Source organism: Mycobacterium sp. IDUB_5 (assembly GCF_055419565.1).
The window spans coordinates 56101-76435 of the sequence record NZ_JBVAXX010000007.1 but is presented as its reverse complement, the minus strand read 5'-3'; the positions used below and the strand labels follow the sequence as shown (position 1 = coordinate 76435).

Sequence of the window (20335 nt, the reverse complement as noted above, 5' to 3'; positions counted from 1 at the left end):
ACTCCTCACCACCAGTGTCGCCCCGGTGCGGCCGACCTCTGCCGGTGGGCCTGGGCAGCTGATCGGCGGGCCGTACGCCGCCCTTCTGGCCCACGCGGTTGATCTCGGACCGTCGCACGACCGCTCTGCCCAGCTCGTCGTCGAACTGCGCGATGCTGTCGCCCCGGTGGGCTTGAGCCAATGGGCCGACAGTCATGCGCTGTCCGTTCAGTGGCAACCGGGTCAGCGCTGGGCTGTTGTCGAAGGTGGCGCACAAGCCATGGGCCGTGCGTTCGGTGTGGACGTCCACGACTACCGCGAACAGCACGGCACGGTGTTCTACGCCTCACGCCGTCAACCCGCCGTACCCGACGCGGTGACCGGGGAGGTCGATTCCGTCGGCCGGCTCCTCGGCTACACGCCCTTCCGGGACAACCAACCGCGGCAACTGCCTCTCGATGTGCCCGAATTCGGGCTCACGCCAATGGCGTTGCGCACCACCTACGAAGCCGACCGGCTCGTTGCCGACGGGTACACCGGCAAGGGGCAGACGGTCGCCATCTTCGCCTTCGGCGGCTTCCGTCAGTCCGATCTCGACGAGTTCGCCACGCGAAACGGCTTGCCGGCGTTCACGCCCACCATCATCGGCGGGACGTTCGACGAACCCAGCGCCGAGACCACGATGGACCTGTCCGTCGTGCACGCCATCGCCCCCGACGCCCGCAAGATCGTGATCAATGCGCGGCCCACCGTGGAAGGCGACGGCGCCTACGTCAAGATCGGGCAGATGATGGCCGACGTCGACCGGCAGTTCCCGGGTGCGGTGTGGAGCTTCTCCATCAGCTGGGGGTGCGACAAGCTGCTCACCGCAACCGATCTCGCGCCCGCGCAGTCGGCGCTGCTGGCCGCGACCGGTCGCGGAACCACTGCATTCATGGCCAACGGCGATCTCGCCGGGCTGGAATGCAAGAGCGGTGACGACTGGTCCTCGGCGCCCGCGCAGGACAGCATCGGCCTCAATTCTGTGGCGTCCCTTCCCGAAATGGTCAACGTCGGAGGCACTACGCTGTCCACCACGGCCGGCGGAGCCTGGCTGGACGAGCAGTCCTGGTACGACGTACCGCTGGGGCTGGGCACCAGCGGCGGAGTGTCGGAACTGTTCGACCTGCCCACGTGGCAGCGCGGAGTCGAAGGGGCCGTCCCCGCCGACCGCGGCACCGGGAAGCGGCTGACACCCGACGTGTCCGCGGTCGCCGATCCCTTCACCGGGGTGAGCTTCATCCTCGACGGCCAGCCGACGATCGGCGGCGGCACGTCCCAGGCGGCGCCCATCTGGGCGGGCCTGGCCGCGGTGATGAACGACTACCTGATCTCCACCGGCGGACGTCCGCTCGGAGATCTCAACCCGCTGCTCTATCGGATCGCCGCCGGCGCCCGGCTGCCGGCGTTCCGCGATGTGACGTTGGGTGGCAACGCCGTCGACGACGCCGCACCCGGCTACGACCTCGTCACCGGTCTGGGCACCCCGCGGGTGGGCAACCTCGTGCGCGACGTCGCCGATGTGCAACAGGAGAACTCATGAGCGACGACAGTCCCTTCCCGACCACCGAGTGTCGGATCTGCCGGGTCGATGTGCCCGACGGCGAGTTCTGCGGACTGTGCGGTTGCCATTTGACGGCCCGCAAGTGGGAGGGCCCGGACTGGTTGCGCATCAGGAACTTCGGTGCCGCACCCGGAGAGAGTGTGCTGTCCCCGTCGTTGCTGAGTTCGCTGTTCCCCCATCTTGCGCATCGCGGCGCGTTCCGGGTGGCGCTGGGGGCCATGGTGGTGGCGCTGGTGGCCTTCGCGCTGCTCCGGATGCCCGCGGCCCTGATCGCAGTCGGCGTGCTGGGGCTACCCGCACTGTTCCTCGTCTACATGCGCGAGGCCGACGGGCTGCGGGATCTGCCGACGCGCGCCCTTGCACTGACGGTCGGGCTCGGGGTGGTGCTCGGCGTCGGGTTCGTCCTCGTGGCCGGCGCGGCCTTCGACCGGACCTCCGGTGCGGCCGTGGGGGTGGGCATGAGCGGTTCGCAGATGGTCCAGCAGGGCGCCGCACTCCCGCTCGCCGGCGCGATCCTGATGCTGGTTCCCGTCATCGTGATCCGGCTGATGGGGCCGCCGACCCGGGAGTCTTTGGAAGGCTTCATGATCGGGGCACTCGGCGCGCTGAGCTTCACCGCCGCGGCGATGATGACCCGGCTGGTCCCACAGCTCGAGACCGGCCTGGTCAGTGATGCCCCGCTGACGTTCTATCTGGTCGAGGCGGGCATCCGGGGCGTCGCGGCACCGCTGATCGCCGCGGCCACCGGTGGGTTGGTGGGCGTGGCGCTGTGGTTCACCCGACCCGACAGCAAGAAGGATCAACGGCCGGGACTGGTCCGCTTCGTGATGGTGGCGTTCGCGGTCGCCGTGCTCGCGCTGTCCATCGCGCTGGGCATGGTCGACATCTCCCGCTCGCGGCAGTGGCTGATGCTCGCCCTGTACGCGGTGGTCGCCGCGGCGGCGCTGTTCCTGCTGCGGCTCAGTCTGCACCTGGCGCTGCTGCACGAGGCTCACGACGAGACGATCGCGGACCAACCGGTGCTGTGCCAGCACTGTGGCCATGTGGTGCCCGACATGGCGTTCTGCCCGGTGTGCGGGGTGGCCGCGCGTGCGTCGTCGAGGTCATCGCGCGCCCAGCGCCGGGCTGAGCGCCCCCGGCGTGCCGACACCGATGGCGACCGGTCTTGACGACCACCACGTTCTTCCCCGGCTACACCGTCGGCGAGAGCCACGCGCCGTCGGTGAGTCGACCGTCGCACCGAATGGTGTTGTTGCTGTGGATCATTCCGGTCATCCTGGTGGCCGGCGTGCTCGCCGTGATCTCCTCACGGGTGACCTCGCCGCCGGTGCGTTTCGTGTGCCCGCCGGACTGCGGGCGGCCACCCATCGGCACACCGGTGGCGATCAACCCGCGGTTCACCGCGCCCAACGGCTCCTTCTCGGTGTCCTACCCGGCCGCCGGTTCGTCGTACCGCATCACCACCGCAGACGACGGCGTCGTTGCCGATTTCACCGGCGGCGAGGGTGGTACGTTGCGGCTCTTCAGCGAGCCCGCGGCGGGCAGGCCGGCCCGTCAGGTCGTCGCCGACCTGAAGGCCCAGCACGTCCCCGACGGGCGCGTCGCCTACGAGATCCCCAACACGATGGTCGGGTACCAACCCGGCTTCGGTGAAGCGATCGACTACTACCCGCAGGGCTCGACGAGCAGTTTCACCCGAATGCGGGTGCTCGTGTTGGCCGCGGTGAAGAACGACCTCGCGCTCATCGCCTCCGTCGTCGGTCCCTACCACCAGTTCGGGCCGGACTTCGGGCCAGGCAAACCCTCAGGCGCGAATGTGCAGCTTGCCCTCGATATGGGCAAATACGTCAACAGTTTCGCGTGGCGTGGCGACCCACCACGCTGACGTCAATATCTGGTCAAGAGCGTTACCAGCGGTTACGTTCGAGGTGTGAACGCCCCGATCGAAGCCATGTGCGGCAGATGCGGTCACGCAGCCCCGGTCGTCTCGTCGCAGCCCACCTGGTCGGCCGGATCCGATCGGGTCACCCGCTGGTTCCTCGACGTGGACTGCACCGACTGCGGCCGTCAGTACGGCTGGCTCTCCGACAAATGAGCCCCCGCGGGGCGCTGCCCGCGGCATAGGATGTGCTCGACGACAGGGGGCTCGACAGTGAACCGATCGCGCATGGGTCTGAGTGTGGCCGCCTCGGTGGCAGCGTTGATGACATTGGCGGCGCCCGCCACGGCGGACACCGCCGGCTATCTCGAAGGTCTGGAACCGGTGTACACGGCGCTGACGCGCGACCAGTTGCTCAGCGCGGGTTCGATCGTCTGCGGCATTCTCGGCAGCGGGCAGCCGGCACCGGTCGCGGTGAATGCGCTCAACAAGCAGATGGGTATCTCGATGTCGGCCGGCAACAGCATCGTCACCGCCGCCGTCATCGACCTCGGTTGCTGAGAGTCTGGCTGCTGACCCCGTACCTCACCAGCCCATCGAGCCGGGAACACCTTTGAAGGGGCCGGCGATCCAGCTGTTGATCCAGCCGCCGTAGAACCCGCCGGGCTGCGGGACGGCCTCTTCACCGTTGACGATGCACCGATCGACGGCCGCGGCCATCACGGCCACAGCGCCGGTGATGGCGGCGAACCCCGGAGTGGGCCGACGGTACGTCCACGCCGCACGCGGCGCCACCGCCGTCGCGGTCACCAGATCGAAATAGCTTGCCTGACCTTTCCATTCGCACCACGAGGCCCCGTCGGCCTCCCGCAGCACCCCGTCGGCGAAGCTGCTCGCCGGCAGGTAGTACGTCGGGGGATGGCTGGTCTCGAGCACCCGCCACGCACGCTCGGTGGACGCGATGACCTGCCCGCCCAGTTCCACGGTGATCGACCCGGCGAAATCTTCGAGCCGGGGCGGGCGAGGGTAATCCCACACCGATTCCTGGCCTGGGCGCGGGGTATCAGGTATCGGCATGCAGCCGAGTGTAAGGGTGGTCCCATGACAATCCGAGAAGACAAGAGTCCGCGAACTCTCTTCGGGCACCCGATCGGGCTGACCAACCTGTTCGGAGTCGAACTGTGGGAACGGTTCTCCTACTACGGGATGCTCACCATCCTGGCCTACTACCTGTACTACTCCGTCACCGACGGGGGGCTCGAGCTGCCGAAGAGCACGGCCACCGGCATCGTCGGCGCCTACGGCGGTCTGGTGTACCTGTCCACGGTGCTGGGCGGCTGGGTGGCCGATCGGCTGCTCGGCATGGAGCGCACCGTGTTCTACGGCGGCGTGGTCGTGATGATCGGCCACATCGCGCTGGCGATCCTTCCGGGGCTGAGCGGCGTCGGCGTCGGCCTGGTGTTCGTCGCCCTGGGCTCGGGCGCGCTGAAGGCCAACGCCTCGTCGCTGCTCGGCACGCTCTACGACAAGGGCGACGCCCGCGCCGACGGCGGCTTCACGCTGTTCTATCTCGGCATCAATCTCGGCGCGTTCATCGGCCCGCTGATCACCGGGCTGCTGCAGACCCATGTCGGCTTCCACTACGGCTTCGGTGCGGCGGCGATCGGTATGGCGCTGGGTCTCGCGCAATACGTGGCGTTTCGCCGTAACCTCGGCGGGCACGGGCGCGAGGTGCCGAACCCGTTGCCGCGCAGCGCTGTTGCCAAGACCGCCGCGGTGATCGTGGCTGGCCTCGTGGTCGTCGGGGCAGCGATCGCACTGGGTCTCGTCACGCTGGCCAACCTCTCGCAGGTGACCACCGGCGTCATCGTCGTCGCGTCGGTGGCGTACTTCGCGATCATGCTGCGCAGCCCGAAGGTGGACGGGGAGGAGCGGGTCCGGGTGCGGGCGTTCATCCCGTTGTTCGTCGCGAACGCGGTGTTCTGGTCGCTGTTCCAGCAGATCTTCACCGTCCTGGCCGTCTACTCCGACGAACGGATGAACTGGTCGATCTTCGGGTGGACGGCACCGTCGAGCTGGATCGGCTCGATCGAACCGGTGTGGATCATCCTGCTCTCCCCGCTGTTTGCGGTGCTCTGGACGCGGCTGGGTAACCGGGCGCCCACGACCCCACGCAAGTTCTCCTACGGCGTGATCGGGATGGGGCTGGCATTCTTGTGCTTCGTGCCGCTGGCCGGAGGCACCGGTCGTAGCACCCCGGCGCTACTGGTGATGGCGATCATGGCCGTGTTCGCGGTCTCCGAACTGCTGCTGTCGCCGATCGGCCTGTCGGTCACCACCAAGCTGGCCCCGGAGGCGTTCCGGGCGCAGATGATGGCGCTGTACTTCTTCTCGGTCGGCCTCGGCACGGCGATGTCCGGTGTGCTCGCCGGCTACTACGACACCTCCAACGAGACGGCGTACTTCGGCATCCTCGGTGCGGTTGCCGTCGTCGCGGGTGTGGTGGTGTTCGCGATCTCCCCGTGGGTCAGCCGCCAGATGGAAGGGGTGCACTGAGCGCACTGAGAACGACGGTCGCCGCTTCGGTGAGGGTGCCGTCGTCGCGGGGCTGTTCGAACACCACGTCGGCCCCGCGGCCGACGGCGATCAGCGAGGCGATCGTGTTGCCGAACAGCGGCCCGCTGAGGTTGCGCCACGACACCGGCAGCTCCGGTGACCCGGCCCGGCGCGCCCAGCGGCGGGTCAGCCGGGCCGCGGGCGCTGACCAGCCCAGCTTGAACGCGGGTTTGACGTAGGCGGGCACGTAGTTGTGCACCGGCGAGCAGACCAGTTGATGCACCCGGGCTCCGTCGGGTTCTCCGAAGTCGGCGCGCGCGGCGTAGCTGTGGTGCACGTCGCCGGAGAGCACCGAGATGGTCGCCGGCCCGTCGGCACTGGCGCGCGCCGCCCCGGCGATCATCGAGGAGAGTCGGACGAATGACGCGAAGAACGCCGGCCAGTGCTCGAGATCGGCGCCCTGCCTGATGGTTTCGCCCAGCCGCCCACGCAGTCCCGGACGCCTTGCGGCGATCTCGTTGACGATCTGCAGATCGCCGAGGGCCGGCGGCAGCAGCCACGGCAGTGACGATCCGATGATCAGGTGGTCGACGTCGGACAGGTCGCTGACTTGTTCCTCGACCCACGCGAACTCGCGGTCACCCAACATCTTTCGTTCACCGCCGTCGAGAATGCGGGCGTTGCGGGAGTCGACCATCACCAATCGGCTGCGCCCCAGATCCCAACGGAAGCTGAACCGCAGGCCCTTGTCTCCGTCGACCTCACTGTCGGCACGGTCGGCGAGTTCGGCCACCAGCGGCCAGCAGTCACCGTCGGCAGCGAGCACCTTCTGGTAGTCGTCGTCGCTGTCCAGCTCCGTCGGGCTGAGGTTGCCCAGATGCTGGTACACCCAGTAGGACGCCAGGCCCGCCCGGATCCGGTCTCGCCACCACGGCTGCTCGTTGATCTCGGCCCGCCACGTCGCCGAGGTGTTCCAGTCGTCTCGGATGTCGTGGTCGTCGAAGATCATCGCCGTCGGCAACGTCGAGAGAATCCACCGGATCTCCGGATCGCCCCAGGTGTGCCGGTACAGGCCCTCGTACTCGGAGAACGACACCACCTCGTCGGGCGGTCGGCGGTTGGCCGAACGCCGGCCCGACGAGCGGCGGCCGGACAGGTGACGGCGCGCTTCGGGGGTCAGCTCGTCCGCATAGACCTGATCGCCGAGCAGCAGCAGCGCATCCGGCCACTCCGAGACGGGCAGGTCGGTGAGCCGGGTGGCGTAGCAGTCCAGAGCGTCGAGTCCGAGCTTGCGGTCGAGCTTCTCCTCGCCCGTCTTCGGGTAGCGACACGAACCGAAGATGACCCGCAACCGGTCGGCGGTCTCCGGCCCACGCGTCCTGATGACGCTGGGTGGGAACTGCGAGTCCGGCTCCGGCCAGCACCTCTCGCCGTCGATGTGGACCTCATAGGCGGTGACGGTGTCGGGCGACAGCCGGCTGACCTGAACGAGGGCGTAGTGGCAACCGTGCACTTCGAAGGTGCGGGCCCGGCACCCGAGCACCTCCACCTCCGACGGCGCCTCGGTTTGCACCCACACCGTCGCGGTCGTCTCACCGACGTGGCGCAACACCGGGCCGAGCAGAAGACTCACCGTGTCAGCCTAATAGGCGCATCGCTTTATCGTCAGCGTCGTCAGATTTACCTTCGTCGGTGGTAAGTTCCGCCTCGAGCACCGTCGCCGAGGGGGTCACTGTGGCCAGTAGTTGTCGACCGCCTACAGGAGTGTGGACCGGTGTCGCGGTCCTGGGAGTCGGTATCGGCCTGATGATGGCGCCGGGCGTCGCATCGGCCGCACCCTCGGACACCTCGACCGAATCTTCGGCGGCTTCGGCGACGGATTCGTCGGCGCGTCCCGCGCAGCGGGAGCGCTCTCGGCGCGCCGGGCGGATCGAATCGCGGCGAGAGACGGTCCGTCAGCGTCGGTACACCTTCCGCAACCAGCGGCCGACGGCGACGCCGGACGCGGCGGAGCCAGCCGCCGACGGCACCGTGCGGGGCAGCCTCAACGCGACGGATCGTGACGACGCCGCCCTCACCTACAGCGTCAGCTCGGGCGCGGCCTGGGGTTCGGTGAGCATCGATGCCGACGGTGGCTTCGTCTACACCCCATCCGCCGGAAAGGCGGGCCGCGCAGACAGTTTCACCGTTGCGGTCGACGACAGGCCCCGCTGGCGGCCCACCGAGGTCACCATCGCCGTGCCGGCCGGTGACACCCTGACCGATACTGCCGCCGACGACGCGGTGCGCACCATCGACGGCCGGTTCGACGACCGTCTGGTGACCGGAGCTGCCGATGCGGCTGCGGTGATGAATGGGGTCGCACACAGGTTGGGCATCGACGAGGGGTTCGCCGATCCGGACGCGATCACGGTGTCGACCGCCGGCAGCGGGGACGGCGCCGAAACCTACTACCGCTTCGCCGAAACCGTTGCGGGCGTGCCCGTGCTGGGTAGCGACATCGTCCTGGTGACCGATGCGACCGGCGCGGTGACCGGGCTGTTCAATCATTACCGCGGGCTCTCCGAGTCTTTCGATGTCACGCCTGATGCGGCGACGCCGAGGTTGCGGCGGACGGCCGACCTGGTGGTCTACGCGCCGGACAACGGGTCGGTGCCGATCCTGGCCTGGCAGGTCGTCGGCGCCGTGCCCGGTATCCGCCTCTCCCGGCCGGGCACCGCCACCCTGATCGGTGCCGACGGTGCAGCCGTCGGCACCGTCGTCGCGGCACGCGCTACAGCGCAACCCGTGTCGGCCATCGACACCGCCAGGGACTGGCTCGGTCAGCGGCGGACCTTCATCATCGACGTCCGCTCCACGCCGTGGTCCACCGTGTCCCGGTTGATCGACAAGAGCCGCGACATCACGACCTACAAAACCTCCTTCCCGTATCTCGGCCTGCTGGGTGGCTTCCTGCCGGGCACGGTGGTCAAGCGGGGGTGGTTGGGGTGGAACAGCGGGGCCGTCTCCGCGCACGCCAACACCGCGGAGGTCTACGACTACTACCGAGACGTGCTGGGCCGGACATCGTTCGACGGCAGCGGTGCGCCTGTGATGGTGAGCATTCTCTACAACCCGGGAAGGCCGAACGGCGGATACCAGAACGCGTTCTGGGACCCCAGCATCAACCAGTTCGCGTTCGGCGACGGTGGCCACCTCGAGGCGGCGGTCGATGTCATCGGCCACGAATTCACCCACGCCGTGGTCACCTATGTCGTCGGCGGCCCGACGGGTGGTTCCCTGGTGCTCGATTCCGGTGAATCCGGTGCGCTCAACGAAGCGTTGGCCGACATCATGGGCGTGCTCATCGAGAACGATCCCGACGCGGACCGCTGGCTCCTCGGAGAGGATTCCGAGCTCGGCGCCATCCGCAACCTCGCCGATCCGACGTCGATCAGCACGTCGCTCGGTCCCCACCGCGCCACCTACGCAACCCGCTATCAGGGGACCCTCGACGACGGGGGTGAGCACGTCAACAGCACCATCTTCAGCCACGCCGCGTACCTGATGATGACCGATCCGGCCACCGCCGGCGTCTCGACGGACACCTGGGCCGAGGTGTACTACCGCGCGATGTTCCGGTTGAGCGCCGGGTCGGTGTTCAGCGACGGGCGCGCCGCGGTGCAGAGTGCGGCGCAGTCGGTGGGCCTGACCACCGCCCAGCAAGCCGCGATCAGCAAGGCGTTCGACGCTGTCGGAATCGTCAGTGCGGCAACGCTAACGGTGGTCTGACTGATCCACCAGCACCGCCCCGTCGGGCCGGTCGCCGAGGGTCTGCAGGGCGATGGCGCCCTCGGTCATGGTCAATCGGATGATCCGTGCGACCTCGGCCGGGGCGTCGCACTGCACATAGTGGTCGGCCCCCGGCACCACCCAGAAGCGGTTGCGGCCCGGCTTGGACCGCAGGTAGGTCTGCCATACGTGGGTGGCCACGCGCAGGGGAGCGACGCTGTCGTGCAACCCCCAGATCAGCGTGGTGTCGACGTCGATGCCCGACAGCCGCTCGAGCCAGCCCTGCTCGTCGGCGGTGCGCTCGTGCAGATAGCGGATGGTGTCGGGAAGAACCGCGATGCCGTCGTTGTGAGCGAAACACTATGCCAGCGAATGTATTTCGGGGTCATCCAGGTTTCGGCGCGGCATGAACGTGGTGGCGCCGAGCCCAGCCGCAAGCAACTCGGGCGTTGTCGCTGCCGCCGTGGCGCGGCCGGTCGCGTCGTCGAGCAGCGCCACCTGGAAGGCGGTCAGGTTGGCCAGCGGCAGGAAGATGTTGGCGTTGGTCAGGAACACCTCTCGCGGCATCGTGGCGTCGCGGTCGGCGAGCATCGCCAGCGCGATCATGCCGATGCTGCTGCCGCGGTCGTGGGTGATCATCCGGTAGTCGTCGAGCCCCCACACCTCGGTGATCACGTGGACCAGCAGCCGCGCGTCGTCGTAGAGGGAGTAGACGTACGGCGCGGGCGGCTTGTCCGAGAGTCCGTAGCCGGGGAAGTCGAGGGTGAAGGTCTCGACGTCACCGGACAGGTCGTCGGCGAGGGCGCGAAAGTCGATGCTCGCCGTGGGGAAACCGTGCACGCACACCAGCGCCGGCGCGCCGGTTGTGCCGGCCCGGCGCACGAACACCTCGACCTGCTGACCGTCGTTGGCGGGCGTGGTCGAGGCCCAGGTGAAACGTGTTCCGCCGCGTCGCCATTCATCGAAGACATCCACGCATGAAAAGCTAGCGTCTCGTCAGACGATCGGAGGAGGTGTTCGACGATGCGGCGTGTGCTGGCCCTGGTCGCGCCCCTCGGTCTGGCGTTCATCCCGCTGGGTATGGCGCTGGGCTTTCTGGTGGTGCATGCCGGGTTGGCCTGGTGGTGGGCGCCGGTGTTCGCCGGGGTGATCTATGCGGGATCGCTGGAGTTCCTGATGGTGGCGCTGGTGGCGGGCGGTGCTCCCGTCGCGACCGTCGCGCTCACCACGCTGGTGGTCAATTCCCGGCACATCTTCTATGCGCTGTCCTTCCCGCTGCACCGGGTGCGCGGGCTGGCGGCGAAGCTCTACAGCACCTACACGCTCTCCGACGAGGCGTATGCCGTCGCGGTCAGTCCGCAGGCGGCGGGGTGGACGACCCGTCCGATCCTGTTCATGCAGTTGATGTTTCATCTGTTGTGGGTGACCGGAGCGGCTCTGGGCGGTCTGCTGGGGGAGGTACTGCCGATCGATCGGCTCGTCGGCCTGGACTTCGCGCTGACCGCGCTGTTCATCGTCCTGGGCATCGAGGCCTACCGGCAGCGGCCCGATCCGGTCACGGCCGCTCTGGCGATGCTGTGCGCCGCGGGGGCGCGGCTGGTGGTGCCCGGCCAGATGCTGGTGTGCGCGTTCGCCGCATTCACCGTGATGTTGCTGCTGCGACGACGGACCAGGCATGCCTGACACCGGGTACATGGCCTTGCTCGTGGGCGTGAGCGCGGCGGTGACGTGGGCTCTGCGTGCGTTGCCGTTCGCGGCACTGGCGCCGATGCGGCACAGCGCCGTGGTGCGCTACCTCAGCGTGCACATGCCGGTGGGCGTGATGGTGATGTTGGCGCTGTACTCGGTGAAGACGGTGGTGGGGGACACCGCGCTGCAGCTGCTGTGGCTGGCCGTGGCGGTTGCAGTGACGGTAGGGCTGCAGCTGTGGCGCGGGCAGGCGCTGCTGAGCATCCTCGTCGGGACGGCGTGCTACGTGACGTTGATGACGGTGTGGGGCGGCTGAGCTCTCACCGCTGAGTTATCCACAGGCGCAAAACTTTGCGTCGAGGGGTGTCACCCCATCCCGGTAATATCGAACACATGTTCGACAATACTCCGGCGACGTTGATTGATGTGATGGCTTCGGCTGCGCGTGCGGAGTCGGCGGAGATCGCGCGGCGCTTGGGGGCGGTCGCGAGCTTGTATCGGCGGCGGTGCCGGGATTACGAGGAGGCTCAGTTCTGGTTCACCGATGTCTTCGAGGCGGTGGCTGCTGAGGTGTCGGCGGCGCAGAACATCAGTCGTGATCGGGCGATTCATCAGGTGCGGCAGGCGGTGTCGCTGTGGGAGCGGCTGCCGGAGGTGGCGGCGGTGTTCGCCCGTGGGGACATCGACTTCCGGATGGTGCAGATCATCATCACCCGCACCGACAATGTGCTCGACGAGGTGGTGGCCGACCTCGATCGCTCGTTGGCTGCTCAGGTGCACAAGTGGATGCGGCTGTCGAAGCCGAAACTGCGGGATCGCATAGATATGTGGGTCGCTGAGCATGATCGGGCGGGAGTGCGGGTTCCGCCGATTGTGGAGGAGAACCGCTATATCGAGGTGGAGCCGCATCCGAACGCGGCGGGGATGGCGGTGATCAGTGGGGTGCTGGGTGCTGCTGATGCCGATGCCATCGATCAGCGCCTGAACCTGATCGCGGATTCGGTGTGTCCGAATGATCCTCGGTCGAGGCGGCAGCGTCGAGCGGAAGCGGCCGGTGCGCTGGGGCGGCTCGAGGGGTCGTTGCCGTGTCAGTGCGGGTCGGCTGATTGCACTGCGGCGACGGTGCGGGAGTCGGCGGCGCAGGTGGTGATTCACGTGCTGGCTGAGCAGAAGACGCTCGACGGCGGCAGTGACCGGCCGGGGTATCTGTCGGGGTTCGGTGTGCTGCCCGCGGAGTCGGTGCGCACGATAGCGAAGACGGCGACGGTCAAGCCGGTGCGTGTTCCCGGCGCGGACGCCGAACCGGGGTATCGGCCATCGGCGGCGCTGCGGGATTTCCTGCAGTGGCGGGATTTGACGTGTCGTTTCCCGGGTTGCGATCGGCCGGTGGCGGGTTGCGATGTGGACCATACGACGCCGTGGCCGTTCGGGCTCACGCATCCCTCGGGGCTCAAACACTTTTGCCGGACACATCATTTGATCAAGACGTTCTACACCGGTGTCAACGGCTGGACCGATGGGCAGCGCCCTGATGGGTCGATCGTGCTCAGGTCGCCGACGGGTCACGTGTACGTCACCGAGGCGTTCGGGGGCCTGTTGTTCCCCGGGCTGGCCACACCGACGGCGACGATCACTACCGCGACGCCGACCGAATCCACCGATCGCGCCGCGATGATGCCGATGCGCACCAGAACCCGCGAACAGGATCGCCGAGCACGCATCAGACAAGAACGGCAACAGCGCCTCGACCTCGACGCCGAACTCGAACGACAACGACAAGCCAGGCTCGCCGAAACCTATGAGCCGGCCCCGTTCTGAACGGACAAGGTCAGCGCCTCCAGGCGCCGCACGAGCAGGCTGGGCAGCCACCGAGCCTGCCCCATGGCGCGCACATCATCCGTGCGCCTGAGCAGGTGTTCGAGCACGAGTCGAGTCTCGAGGCGCGCCAGTGCGGCACCGACGCAGAAGTGTGCCCCGCGGCCGAATGCGAGGTGGCTCTTGCTGTCTTGACGATCGATGCGGAACTCGCCGGGCGATTCGACATGGGCCGGGTCGCGGTTGGCCGCGCCCCACAGCAGAACCAATCGCGCGCCGGCACGCAGCCGATAGCCATGGAGTTCGCAGTCGCGTAGCACGTGCCGATAGTGGCCGCGGAATGGTGGCTCGACGCGCAGCACCTCTTCGATGAACGGCGTCATGAGCGCGGGATCGTCGCGGAGCCGCCGCTGCAAGTCGGGCCGGGTGGCCAGGATGTAGGTCGCCGAGCCGATCAATGACGCAGTCGATTCACCGCCCGCGCTGAACAACGTCACCATGATGACCTGTGCGGTGACGGCGTCGACATCGCCTGCCGCGCAGGCCGAAGCCAGGTCGGCCAGCAGCGTGCCCGCCGGTGCCGGCCGGTCGAGCAGGCCCGCGATGTACGTCGCGAGTTCGCCGACGGCTGCGCCGGCCGCGGCCAGTTCTTCGGGGCCGACCAGACCTTCCAGCAGCTGCGTGCTCGCATAGCCCCACGCCGTCAGCCGGTCGACGTCCGAGTCGGGGACTCCGATCAGCCGGCACACCACCATCATCGGTAACCGGTTGGCAATGGCCGACATCCACTCCATCCGGTCCCCGTCGAGCGCCGCATCCCACAACCGCGCGACCGTGGCAGTGACGAACGCTTCGAGCTCGCGGATGCGCTTGGCCGCCAGGTGGGGGACGAGCAGCTTGCGGTGGGCGGCGTGCACGGGATCGTCGGCGATCGCGAGCACCTGGGTCGGACCGCCGATCTCGTCCATGCCGAAGACGCCGACGGTCCCGTCCGGCTGATACAGCATCGTGCCGGTCAGATTCGACGAGAAGTCCTCGTGACGGCTCACCGCCTCGGTGACCGCGGCCCAGGAGCAGACGGCATGGAAGTCGGAGTTCCCGATGCGGTGCACCGGACCGGCGGCGTGCATCCGCGCATACAGCGAATACGGATCCTGGATCGCCTCCTCGCTGAACAGCTCCGCGCCGAGATCGCCGGTCACGACCGGAAACCCTGACTCAGCCCGCACCCTTGCCGTTGTCGACGCGGTAGACCGCGCCGTGGATCGCGGCGGCGTCGTCGCTGGCCAGGAACGCGATCACCTTCGCGACGTCTTCGGTGGCCATGAATCCACGTGGCGACGCGATGCGCATGATCAGGTCCCAATCCGCGTTCTCGGGCGCCTCGAACTCAGTGGCCTGAGCGGTCGGCATGCCGCCGGGGCACACCGCGTTGACGCGCAGCTTCTCCTTGGTGAACTCGATCGCCAGCGCCCGCGTCAGACCGACCAGTCCGTGCTTGGCCGCACAGTAGCCGGCGGAGTACACCTCGCCCTCGACGCCGGCGATCGACGACACGTTGACGATGTTGCCGCCCGATGCGAGCAGGTGCGGCAGCGCAGCCCGGCACAGCGCGAACGGCGCCGTCAGATTCACCGCGAGGTCGACGTCCCAGTCCTCGTCGGTCATCGACGCGGTGTGCCGCATCTTGTGAAATCCCGCGATGTTGGCGAGCACGTCGAGGCGGCCGAACCGCTCGACGCAGTTCGCGACCGCCGCCGCGCACGCCTCACGCGAGGAGATGTCCACCGAGGCGAACGCGCTGCCGGGCAGGTCGGCGAACACCTCGCCCATTCGCGTTGCGTCCCTGGCGATTCCGAACACCGTCGCACCCTGTTCGGCGAACAACCGGGCGGTCGTCGCGCCCAAGCCCGCTGACGCACCGGTGACCAACGCGACCTTGCCGCTGAGCTGACCCATGACTGCACCCTCTCACGGGCTCTCATACCGCAGCGCGCGGGCGCACCGGCGGCACCGCTGCCAGCAGCGCCCGGGTGTATTCGTGCTCGGGTTCGGTGAACAGCTGCTCGGCCGGTCGGTTCTCCACCACGGCGCCGCCCCGCATCACCGCGACGTCGTGGCTGAGCCTGCGGATGACCGCCAGGTCATGGCCGATCAGCAGATACGCCAGGCCCAGCTCCGCCTGCAGGCGGGCCAGTAGATCGAGCACACGCGCCTGCACCGACACGTCCAGGGCGGCGGTGGCCTCGTCGAGGATCAGCAGATCCGGTTCGGCGGCCAGCGCCCGGGCGATGCTCACCCGCTGCCGCTGCCCGCCGGACAGTTCGTGGGGATACCGCTGCGCGAACTCGGTCGGCAGTCCGACCAGGTCGAGCAGTTCGGCGACCCGCGTGCGCCGTGCCGCGGCTCCGTCGACCAGGTGGTGCACCGTCAGTGGCTCGGCGATCGACGTGTCCACGCGGGCACGGGGATTGAGCGACGAGAACGGATCCTGGAACACCAATCCGATCCGCCGGCGCAGCGCCTTGGCCTCGGAACGCTTCACGTTCAGGATGTCGGTGCCTGCGAGCGTCGCCGTGCCGCCATCGGGTGTCACCAGGCCGGTCAGCGCCGCGGCGACGGTCGATTTGCCCGATCCGGACTCACCGACCAGCCCCAGCGTGGTGCCGCGTCGGATGCGCAGCGACACGTCGTCGACGGCATGCACGGTGGACTTGCCCACCGGCGTGGTGACGGTGAACGACACGTCGAGACCGTCGACTTCGAGCAGCGTTTCGGCGTCCGGATTCACCTGCGGCCCAGCGACATCGAGTACGGGGCGGGCGGCCAGCAGGTCCCGCGTGTAGTCGTTGCGCGGCCGATCGAAGATGTCGAGGATCGGCGCCTGCTCCACGACCGCGCCCTCGCGCAGCACCGTCACGTCGTCGGCCACCTGCCCGATGACGCCCAGGTCATGGCTGATCCACACCACCGCCGTGCCGAAGTCCCGCTGCAACGCGCGCACCAACTCGAGGATCTGCGCCTGCGTCGTGACATCGAGCGCGGTGGTCGGCTCGTCGGCGATCAGCAGTTCCGGGTCGCACGCCAGCGCGATCGCGATCATCACGCGCTGCTTCTGACCGCCGGAGAGCTGATGCGGATAGGCGTGCAGACGCGTCGCCGGGTCGGGTAGCCCCACCGCCTCGAGCAGCTCCAACGCCCGCGACCGCGCCTCCCGGCGTGTCACCCGGCGATGCGTCTCGAGTGACTCGGTGATTTGACGTTCCAGCGTGAGCAGGGGATTGAGCGACGTGCCGGGATCCTGGAACACGAACCCGATTCGCGAACCGTGGACGCGGCGAAGGTCTTTGGGCCGCGCACCGATGAGCTGCACCTCCGGATCGCCCGCCAGCGTGCTCGATCCCGACACGCGCGCTCCCGGTGCGTCGAGCAAGCCGGTCGCCGCCAGAACCGTCATGGTCTTGCCCGACCCGGATTCCCCGACGATGCCCACGGTCTGGTCCCGGGCCACGGAGAACGAGACGCCGTCGACGATGGTGCGCGCGCCGATGCGCACCCCGAGATCGTCCACCGCGAGCACGGTCATCGCGTCACCCCGCGGGCCTCGGCGCTGGTGCGCTGTTTCGGGTCCAGGACGTCGCGCAGCCCGTCGCCCACCAGATTGAACGCCAGCACGATCACCACGATCGCGGCGCCGGGGAACACGGCCATCCACCACGCCATCGTCACGAACCCCTGGGAGTCGAAGATCATCCGGCCCAGCGACGGCTGCGGCGGTTGGATGCCCAACCCGAGGAACGACAGCGCCGCCTCGGACAGGATGGCGAACGCCAGGGACAGCGAGGTCTGGACGATCAGTGGGCCGGCGATGTTGGGCAGGATGTGCCGGCGCAGGATCATGTGATCGGGGGTGCCCATCGCATGCGACACCGCGACATAGGGTTCGGTGCGCACACCGAGCGTGCTGGCCCGCGCAACCCGGGCGAAGATCGGGGTGTAGACGATGCCGATCGCCAGGATCGTCGTCGTCAGCCCGGGGCCGAGGATGGCGACCACCGCCAGCGCGAGCAGCAGCACCGGGAACGCGAACATCACGTCAACGACGCGCATCAGCACGGTGTCCAGCCAGCCGCCGCGGTATCCGGCCAACACTCCGACCGTCACCCCGACCACGACGGCGAACGTGACGCTGATGACTGCGACGCGCATCGACGCCTGCGTGGCCACCAGGACGCGAGAGAGCACGTCGCGACCCAGCTCGTCGGTGCCGAACCAGTGCGCCCCACTGGGCGGTTGCAGCGCGTCGGGCACGTCGACGTCGTTGACACCATGCGGCGCAATGGCATTCGCGAATACCGCGATGACGGCGACGGCCAGCAGAACGAGCGCGCTGATCGCGGTGACCGGGTTGCGCGCCAGGATGCGCCAGGACGAGACGCGGGTGCTGTCGGTGGTCGTCATGCGAGCCGGATCCTCGGGTCGACCACCGCGTAGAGCACGTCGACGATCAGGTTGATCGCCAAGAAGAGCGCCGCGATCAGCAGGACCGCCCCCTGGATGACGGGATAGTCGCGCGCGGCGACGGCGTTGTAGACGAGCCGGCCAAGGCCCGGCCACGCGAAGACCACCTCGACGACGATGACACCGCCGAGCAGAGTGGCCAGCTGGATTCCGGTGATCGTCAGGATGGGCACCAGCGCGTTGCGCACCGTGTGCCTGAACGTGACGACGCGCGGGGACAGGCCCTTGGAGCGGGCGGTCCGCACGTAACCCATCGCGGCGACGTCCAGCACCGCGGCGCGCACGTACCGCGTCATGATGGCGGCCGCGACGACGCCGACCGTGAGACCCGGCAGGATGATGTGGCTCAACCAGCCCACCGGGTCGGTGAACAGGGGCCGATAGCCCGAGGTGGGCAGCCAGCCCAGCGTGGTCGAGAACAGCCCGATCAGCAGGATGCCCAGCCAGAAGTCGGGGATCGACACTCCGAACTGGCTGGTCACCCGCACGATGGCGTCGCTGAGCCGGCCCTCGCGCAGCGCCGAGTACGTGCCGGCGGGCAGTGCGATCAGCGCGGCGATGACGATGCCGGCCAGACCCAGCGACAGCGTGGCGGGCAGCCGTTCCATCAGCGTGACGGTCACCGGGTCGCCGTTGCGGAAACTCACGCCGAGATCACCGGTGAGCGCGGAGCCGACATAGCCGAAGAACTGCGTGAAGATGGGCCGGTCCAACCCGCTGGCGCTGCGCAGCGCCTCGTACGCCTCGGGTGTGTAACGCGTGCCGAGCGCGATGCGGACCGGGTCGCCGGGCACCAGGTGCACGAGCGCGAACACCACCACCGTGACGCCCAGCAGCACGATCAGCGAGTACAGCACCCGGCGGGCGACGAACCGGGTGATCGGGTGAGTCACGATGCTCGTCACGACGCATCCCCGCCCTTGTCCAGCGACGCGCCGCGGAACCGCACGGCGCCGTCACGGCGGGCCTCGTATCCCGTCAGCGCCGGATTCCACGCCTGGATCACCGACGAGTTGTACAGGTAGATGTAGCTGACCTTGTCGGCGATCAACGTTGCGGCACGGGCATAGTCGTCCTTGCGGGCGGCCGGGTCGGTTTCCACGCGGCCGGCGTCGAGCAGCCTGTCCACTTCCGGGTCGGAGAACTTCTGAGCGTTGCTCGAGCCGTCGGTGTGGTGCTGGGCGTAGTAGAAGTCGTCGGGGTCGATGTTGCCCAGCCAGCCGAGCATCAGCATGTCGAAGTTGCCCGAATTCTGTTCGTCGAGCCAGGTCGCGAAGTCGACGGTGCGGATGTTGACCGTGAACCCGAGCGGCGCCAGGTTGTCGGCGATGATCTGCGCCGCGGTCACGGTCTCCGGATACTCGGTGGTCACCAGCATGTCGAGAGCGCCCGGCGTGACACCGGCTTCGGTCAGCAGCTCGCGCGCCTTGTCCAGCCCGCCGGTGCGATAGCGGTGGTAGGGGGTGTACCAGGGGTTGCCCTCGGGGATCGCCAGTTCGTTGACCTTCGCGGTGCCGTAGCTCGTCGCGGCGACGATCGCGTCGCGGTCGATCGCATAGGCGATCGCCTGGCGTACCCGCACGTCGTTCCACGGCGCCTTGGCCTCGTTGAGCGCCAGGTACCAGTAGTCGTTACTCGGGGTGACCGCCAGACGTATCGAGTCGTCGTCGGAGAGTTGGCGGACACGTTGCGGTGGAATCGAATCCGTCCAGTCCACCTCGCCCGCCTGCAGTGCCGACAGCGCCGTCGACGGCTCTGAGATGAAGCGGAACGTCACCCCGGGCACGCCGGGCGGACCGCCCCAGTAATCGGGGTTGGCCACCAACGAGATCGAGTCACCACTCTTCTGGCCCGCGAAACGAAACGGGCCGGTGCCGATGGGATTCGTGGCGATCTGTCCGCTCTCCACGTTGCGCCGCGACACGATCGCCATGCCCTTGAAGCCGCCGATGTTGGTGAGCATGTTCGGCGTCGGCCGGCTGACGCGGATCACCACCGTCGCCGGATCGGGCGCCTCGACCGAGGTCACCGCGCTGAACTTGTCCGCATTGGCGAGCTTCTCGTCGATGATCCGACGATAGGAGAACACCACGTCGTCGGCGGTGAACGGGCTGCCGTCGTGGAACGTCACGCCGGGGCGCAGGTGGAACGTCCACGCCAGCTGATCGGGGGAGACCTCCCACGACGTCGCCAGAGCGGGGCGCATCTGCAGGTTCTCGTCGGGTTCGACGAGGGTGTCGAACACGTTTTCCAGTACCTCGAAGGAGAAGTAGGCGGTCGTCTTGTGCGGGTCGAGTTGGTCCGGCTCTCCGGCGATCGCGGCGATCAGCGATCCGGCCGCACCCTCACCCAGATCCACCCGACTGCCCGTCGAGCAGCCAGTCAGCGAGGCAACGAGCGCAAAGACGACGAGGACAGCGGTTGACACCGCCGTCCTCGCCATATTCACCACCCCGGTACTCGAGCCAGTAGTTTTTGCCTACCCGATGTCGCGAACGGGCAAACCCGTGACTTTGTCCGCG

The 20335-nt window shown here is 68.2% G+C and carries 18 protein-coding genes and 1 pseudogene; 10 read left to right on the top strand and 9 right to left on the bottom strand.

All coding sequences use genetic code 11. The features are described from left to right. The first annotated feature begins 25 nt into the window (after window positions 1-25). From ACZY1G_RS22875 to ACZY1G_RS22855, 5 genes are all read left to right on the top strand, one after another. Window positions 26-1561, top strand: a complete 1536-nt coding sequence (locus ACZY1G_RS22875) for a S53 family peptidase (RefSeq protein WP_463823701.1) — start codon at window positions 26-28, stop codon at window positions 1559-1561. Next, window positions 1558-2751 (top strand): zinc ribbon domain-containing protein, encoded by a 1194-nt coding sequence (locus tag ACZY1G_RS22870; RefSeq protein WP_463817365.1) that lies wholly within the window; start codon window positions 1558-1560, stop codon window positions 2749-2751. Before ACZY1G_RS22875 ends, ACZY1G_RS22870 begins: the two co-directional genes overlap by 4 nt. Beyond that, window positions 2748-3467, top strand: coding sequence for a hypothetical protein (locus ACZY1G_RS22865; RefSeq protein WP_463823700.1), 720 nt, complete (start codon window positions 2748-2750; stop codon window positions 3465-3467). Before ACZY1G_RS22870 ends, ACZY1G_RS22865 begins: the two co-directional genes overlap by 4 nt. A gap of 45 nt (window positions 3468-3512) precedes the next feature. Next, a complete protein-coding gene (locus tag ACZY1G_RS22860) occupies window positions 3513-3677 on the top strand; it encodes a DUF7160 family protein (protein ID WP_463817362.1) in 165 nt (54 codons plus the stop codon). A 72-nt stretch (window positions 3678-3749) separates the two neighbouring features. Beyond that, the gene (locus ACZY1G_RS22855) at window positions 3750-4022 is read left to right on the top strand and encodes a DUF732 domain-containing protein (protein ID WP_463817361.1); all 273 of its coding nucleotides are present in this window, start codon (window positions 3750-3752) and stop codon (window positions 4020-4022) included. 24 nt (window positions 4023-4046) lie between these two features. On the opposite strand, the gene ACZY1G_RS22850 is transcribed toward ACZY1G_RS22855, so the two are convergent. Then, window positions 4047-4538 carry a DUF427 domain-containing protein gene (locus ACZY1G_RS22850; RefSeq protein ID WP_463817359.1) on the bottom strand — a complete coding sequence of 164 codons (492 nt, stop codon included), beginning with the start codon at window positions 4536-4538 and terminating at the stop codon, window positions 4047-4049. A gap of 24 nt (window positions 4539-4562) precedes the next feature. Between ACZY1G_RS22850 and ACZY1G_RS22845 the strand changes: the two genes are divergently transcribed. Continuing rightward, entirely contained in the window at window positions 4563-6017 is a 1455-nt protein-coding gene (locus tag ACZY1G_RS22845; RefSeq protein WP_463817358.1) for a peptide MFS transporter, read from the top strand. On the opposite strand, the gene ACZY1G_RS22840 is transcribed toward ACZY1G_RS22845, so the two are convergent. After that, a complete protein-coding gene (locus ACZY1G_RS22840; RefSeq protein WP_463823699.1) occupies window positions 5989-7650 on the bottom strand; it encodes an alkaline phosphatase D family protein in 1662 nt (553 codons plus the stop codon). The genes ACZY1G_RS22845 and ACZY1G_RS22840 overlap by 29 nt on opposite strands. 131 nt (window positions 7651-7781) lie before the next feature. Here ACZY1G_RS22840 and ACZY1G_RS22835 point away from each other — a divergent pair, with 131 nt between their 5' ends. Further along, window positions 7782-9788 carry a M4 family metallopeptidase gene (locus ACZY1G_RS22835; RefSeq protein ID WP_463823698.1) on the top strand — a complete coding sequence of 669 codons (2007 nt, stop codon included), beginning with the start codon at window positions 7782-7784 and terminating at the stop codon, window positions 9786-9788. Here ACZY1G_RS22835 and ACZY1G_RS22830 read toward each other — a convergent pair. Continuing rightward, window positions 9774-10763 (bottom strand): annotated as a pseudogene (locus ACZY1G_RS22830) (alpha/beta fold hydrolase). The gene ACZY1G_RS22835 and the pseudogene ACZY1G_RS22830 sit on opposite strands and share 15 nt — an antisense overlap. A gap of 48 nt (window positions 10764-10811) precedes the next feature. Here ACZY1G_RS22830 and ACZY1G_RS22825 point away from each other — a divergent pair. The 3 genes from ACZY1G_RS22825 (at window position 10812) to ACZY1G_RS22815 (ending at window position 13295) form a co-directional block, all read left to right on the top strand. Further along, complete coding sequence (locus ACZY1G_RS22825; RefSeq protein WP_463823697.1) at window positions 10812-11471, top strand: AzlC family ABC transporter permease; 660 nt, start codon at window positions 10812-10814, stop codon at window positions 11469-11471. Further along, the gene (locus tag ACZY1G_RS22820) at window positions 11464-11793 is read left to right on the top strand and encodes a branched-chain amino acid transporter permease (RefSeq protein ID WP_463817352.1); all 330 of its coding nucleotides are present in this window, start codon (window positions 11464-11466) and stop codon (window positions 11791-11793) included. Before ACZY1G_RS22825 ends, ACZY1G_RS22820 begins: the two co-directional genes overlap by 8 nt. A gap of 77 nt (window positions 11794-11870) precedes the next feature. Then, window positions 11871-13295, top strand: coding sequence for an HNH endonuclease signature motif containing protein (locus tag ACZY1G_RS22815; RefSeq protein WP_463823696.1), 1425 nt, complete (start codon window positions 11871-11873; stop codon window positions 13293-13295). Here the strand turns inward: ACZY1G_RS22815 and ACZY1G_RS22810 are convergent. From ACZY1G_RS22810 to ACZY1G_RS22785, 6 genes are read right to left on the bottom strand one after another with little or no spacing between them, the layout of a single operon-like run. Continuing rightward, window positions 13274-14494, bottom strand: coding sequence for a cytochrome P450 (locus ACZY1G_RS22810; protein ID WP_463817334.1), 1221 nt, complete (start codon window positions 14492-14494; stop codon window positions 13274-13276). The genes ACZY1G_RS22815 and ACZY1G_RS22810 overlap by 22 nt on opposite strands. Window positions 14495-14510: 16 nt before the next feature. Continuing rightward, entirely contained in the window at window positions 14511-15251 is a 741-nt protein-coding gene (locus ACZY1G_RS22805; protein ID WP_463823694.1) for an SDR family NAD(P)-dependent oxidoreductase, read from the bottom strand. Window positions 15252-15273: 22 nt separating this feature from the next. Continuing rightward, window positions 15274-16878, bottom strand: a complete 1605-nt coding sequence (locus tag ACZY1G_RS22800) for an ABC transporter ATP-binding protein (RefSeq protein WP_463817332.1) — start codon at window positions 16876-16878, stop codon at window positions 15274-15276. Then, on the bottom strand, window positions 16875-17753 hold the full coding sequence (locus ACZY1G_RS22795) for an ABC transporter permease (protein WP_463817331.1): 879 nt from the start codon (window positions 17751-17753) through the stop codon (window positions 16875-16877). The genes ACZY1G_RS22800 and ACZY1G_RS22795 overlap by 4 nt, the downstream gene beginning before the upstream one ends. Next, on the bottom strand, window positions 17750-18718 hold the full coding sequence (locus tag ACZY1G_RS22790) for an ABC transporter permease (RefSeq protein ID WP_463823693.1): 969 nt from the start codon (window positions 18716-18718) through the stop codon (window positions 17750-17752). Before ACZY1G_RS22790 ends, ACZY1G_RS22795 begins: the two co-directional genes overlap by 4 nt. After that, window positions 18715-20256: an ABC transporter substrate-binding protein gene (locus ACZY1G_RS22785; RefSeq protein WP_463823692.1), complete on the bottom strand. Its 1542-nt coding sequence runs from the start codon at window positions 20254-20256 to the stop codon at window positions 18715-18717. Before ACZY1G_RS22785 ends, ACZY1G_RS22790 begins: the two co-directional genes overlap by 4 nt. Window positions 20257-20335: the final 79 nt, after the last annotated feature.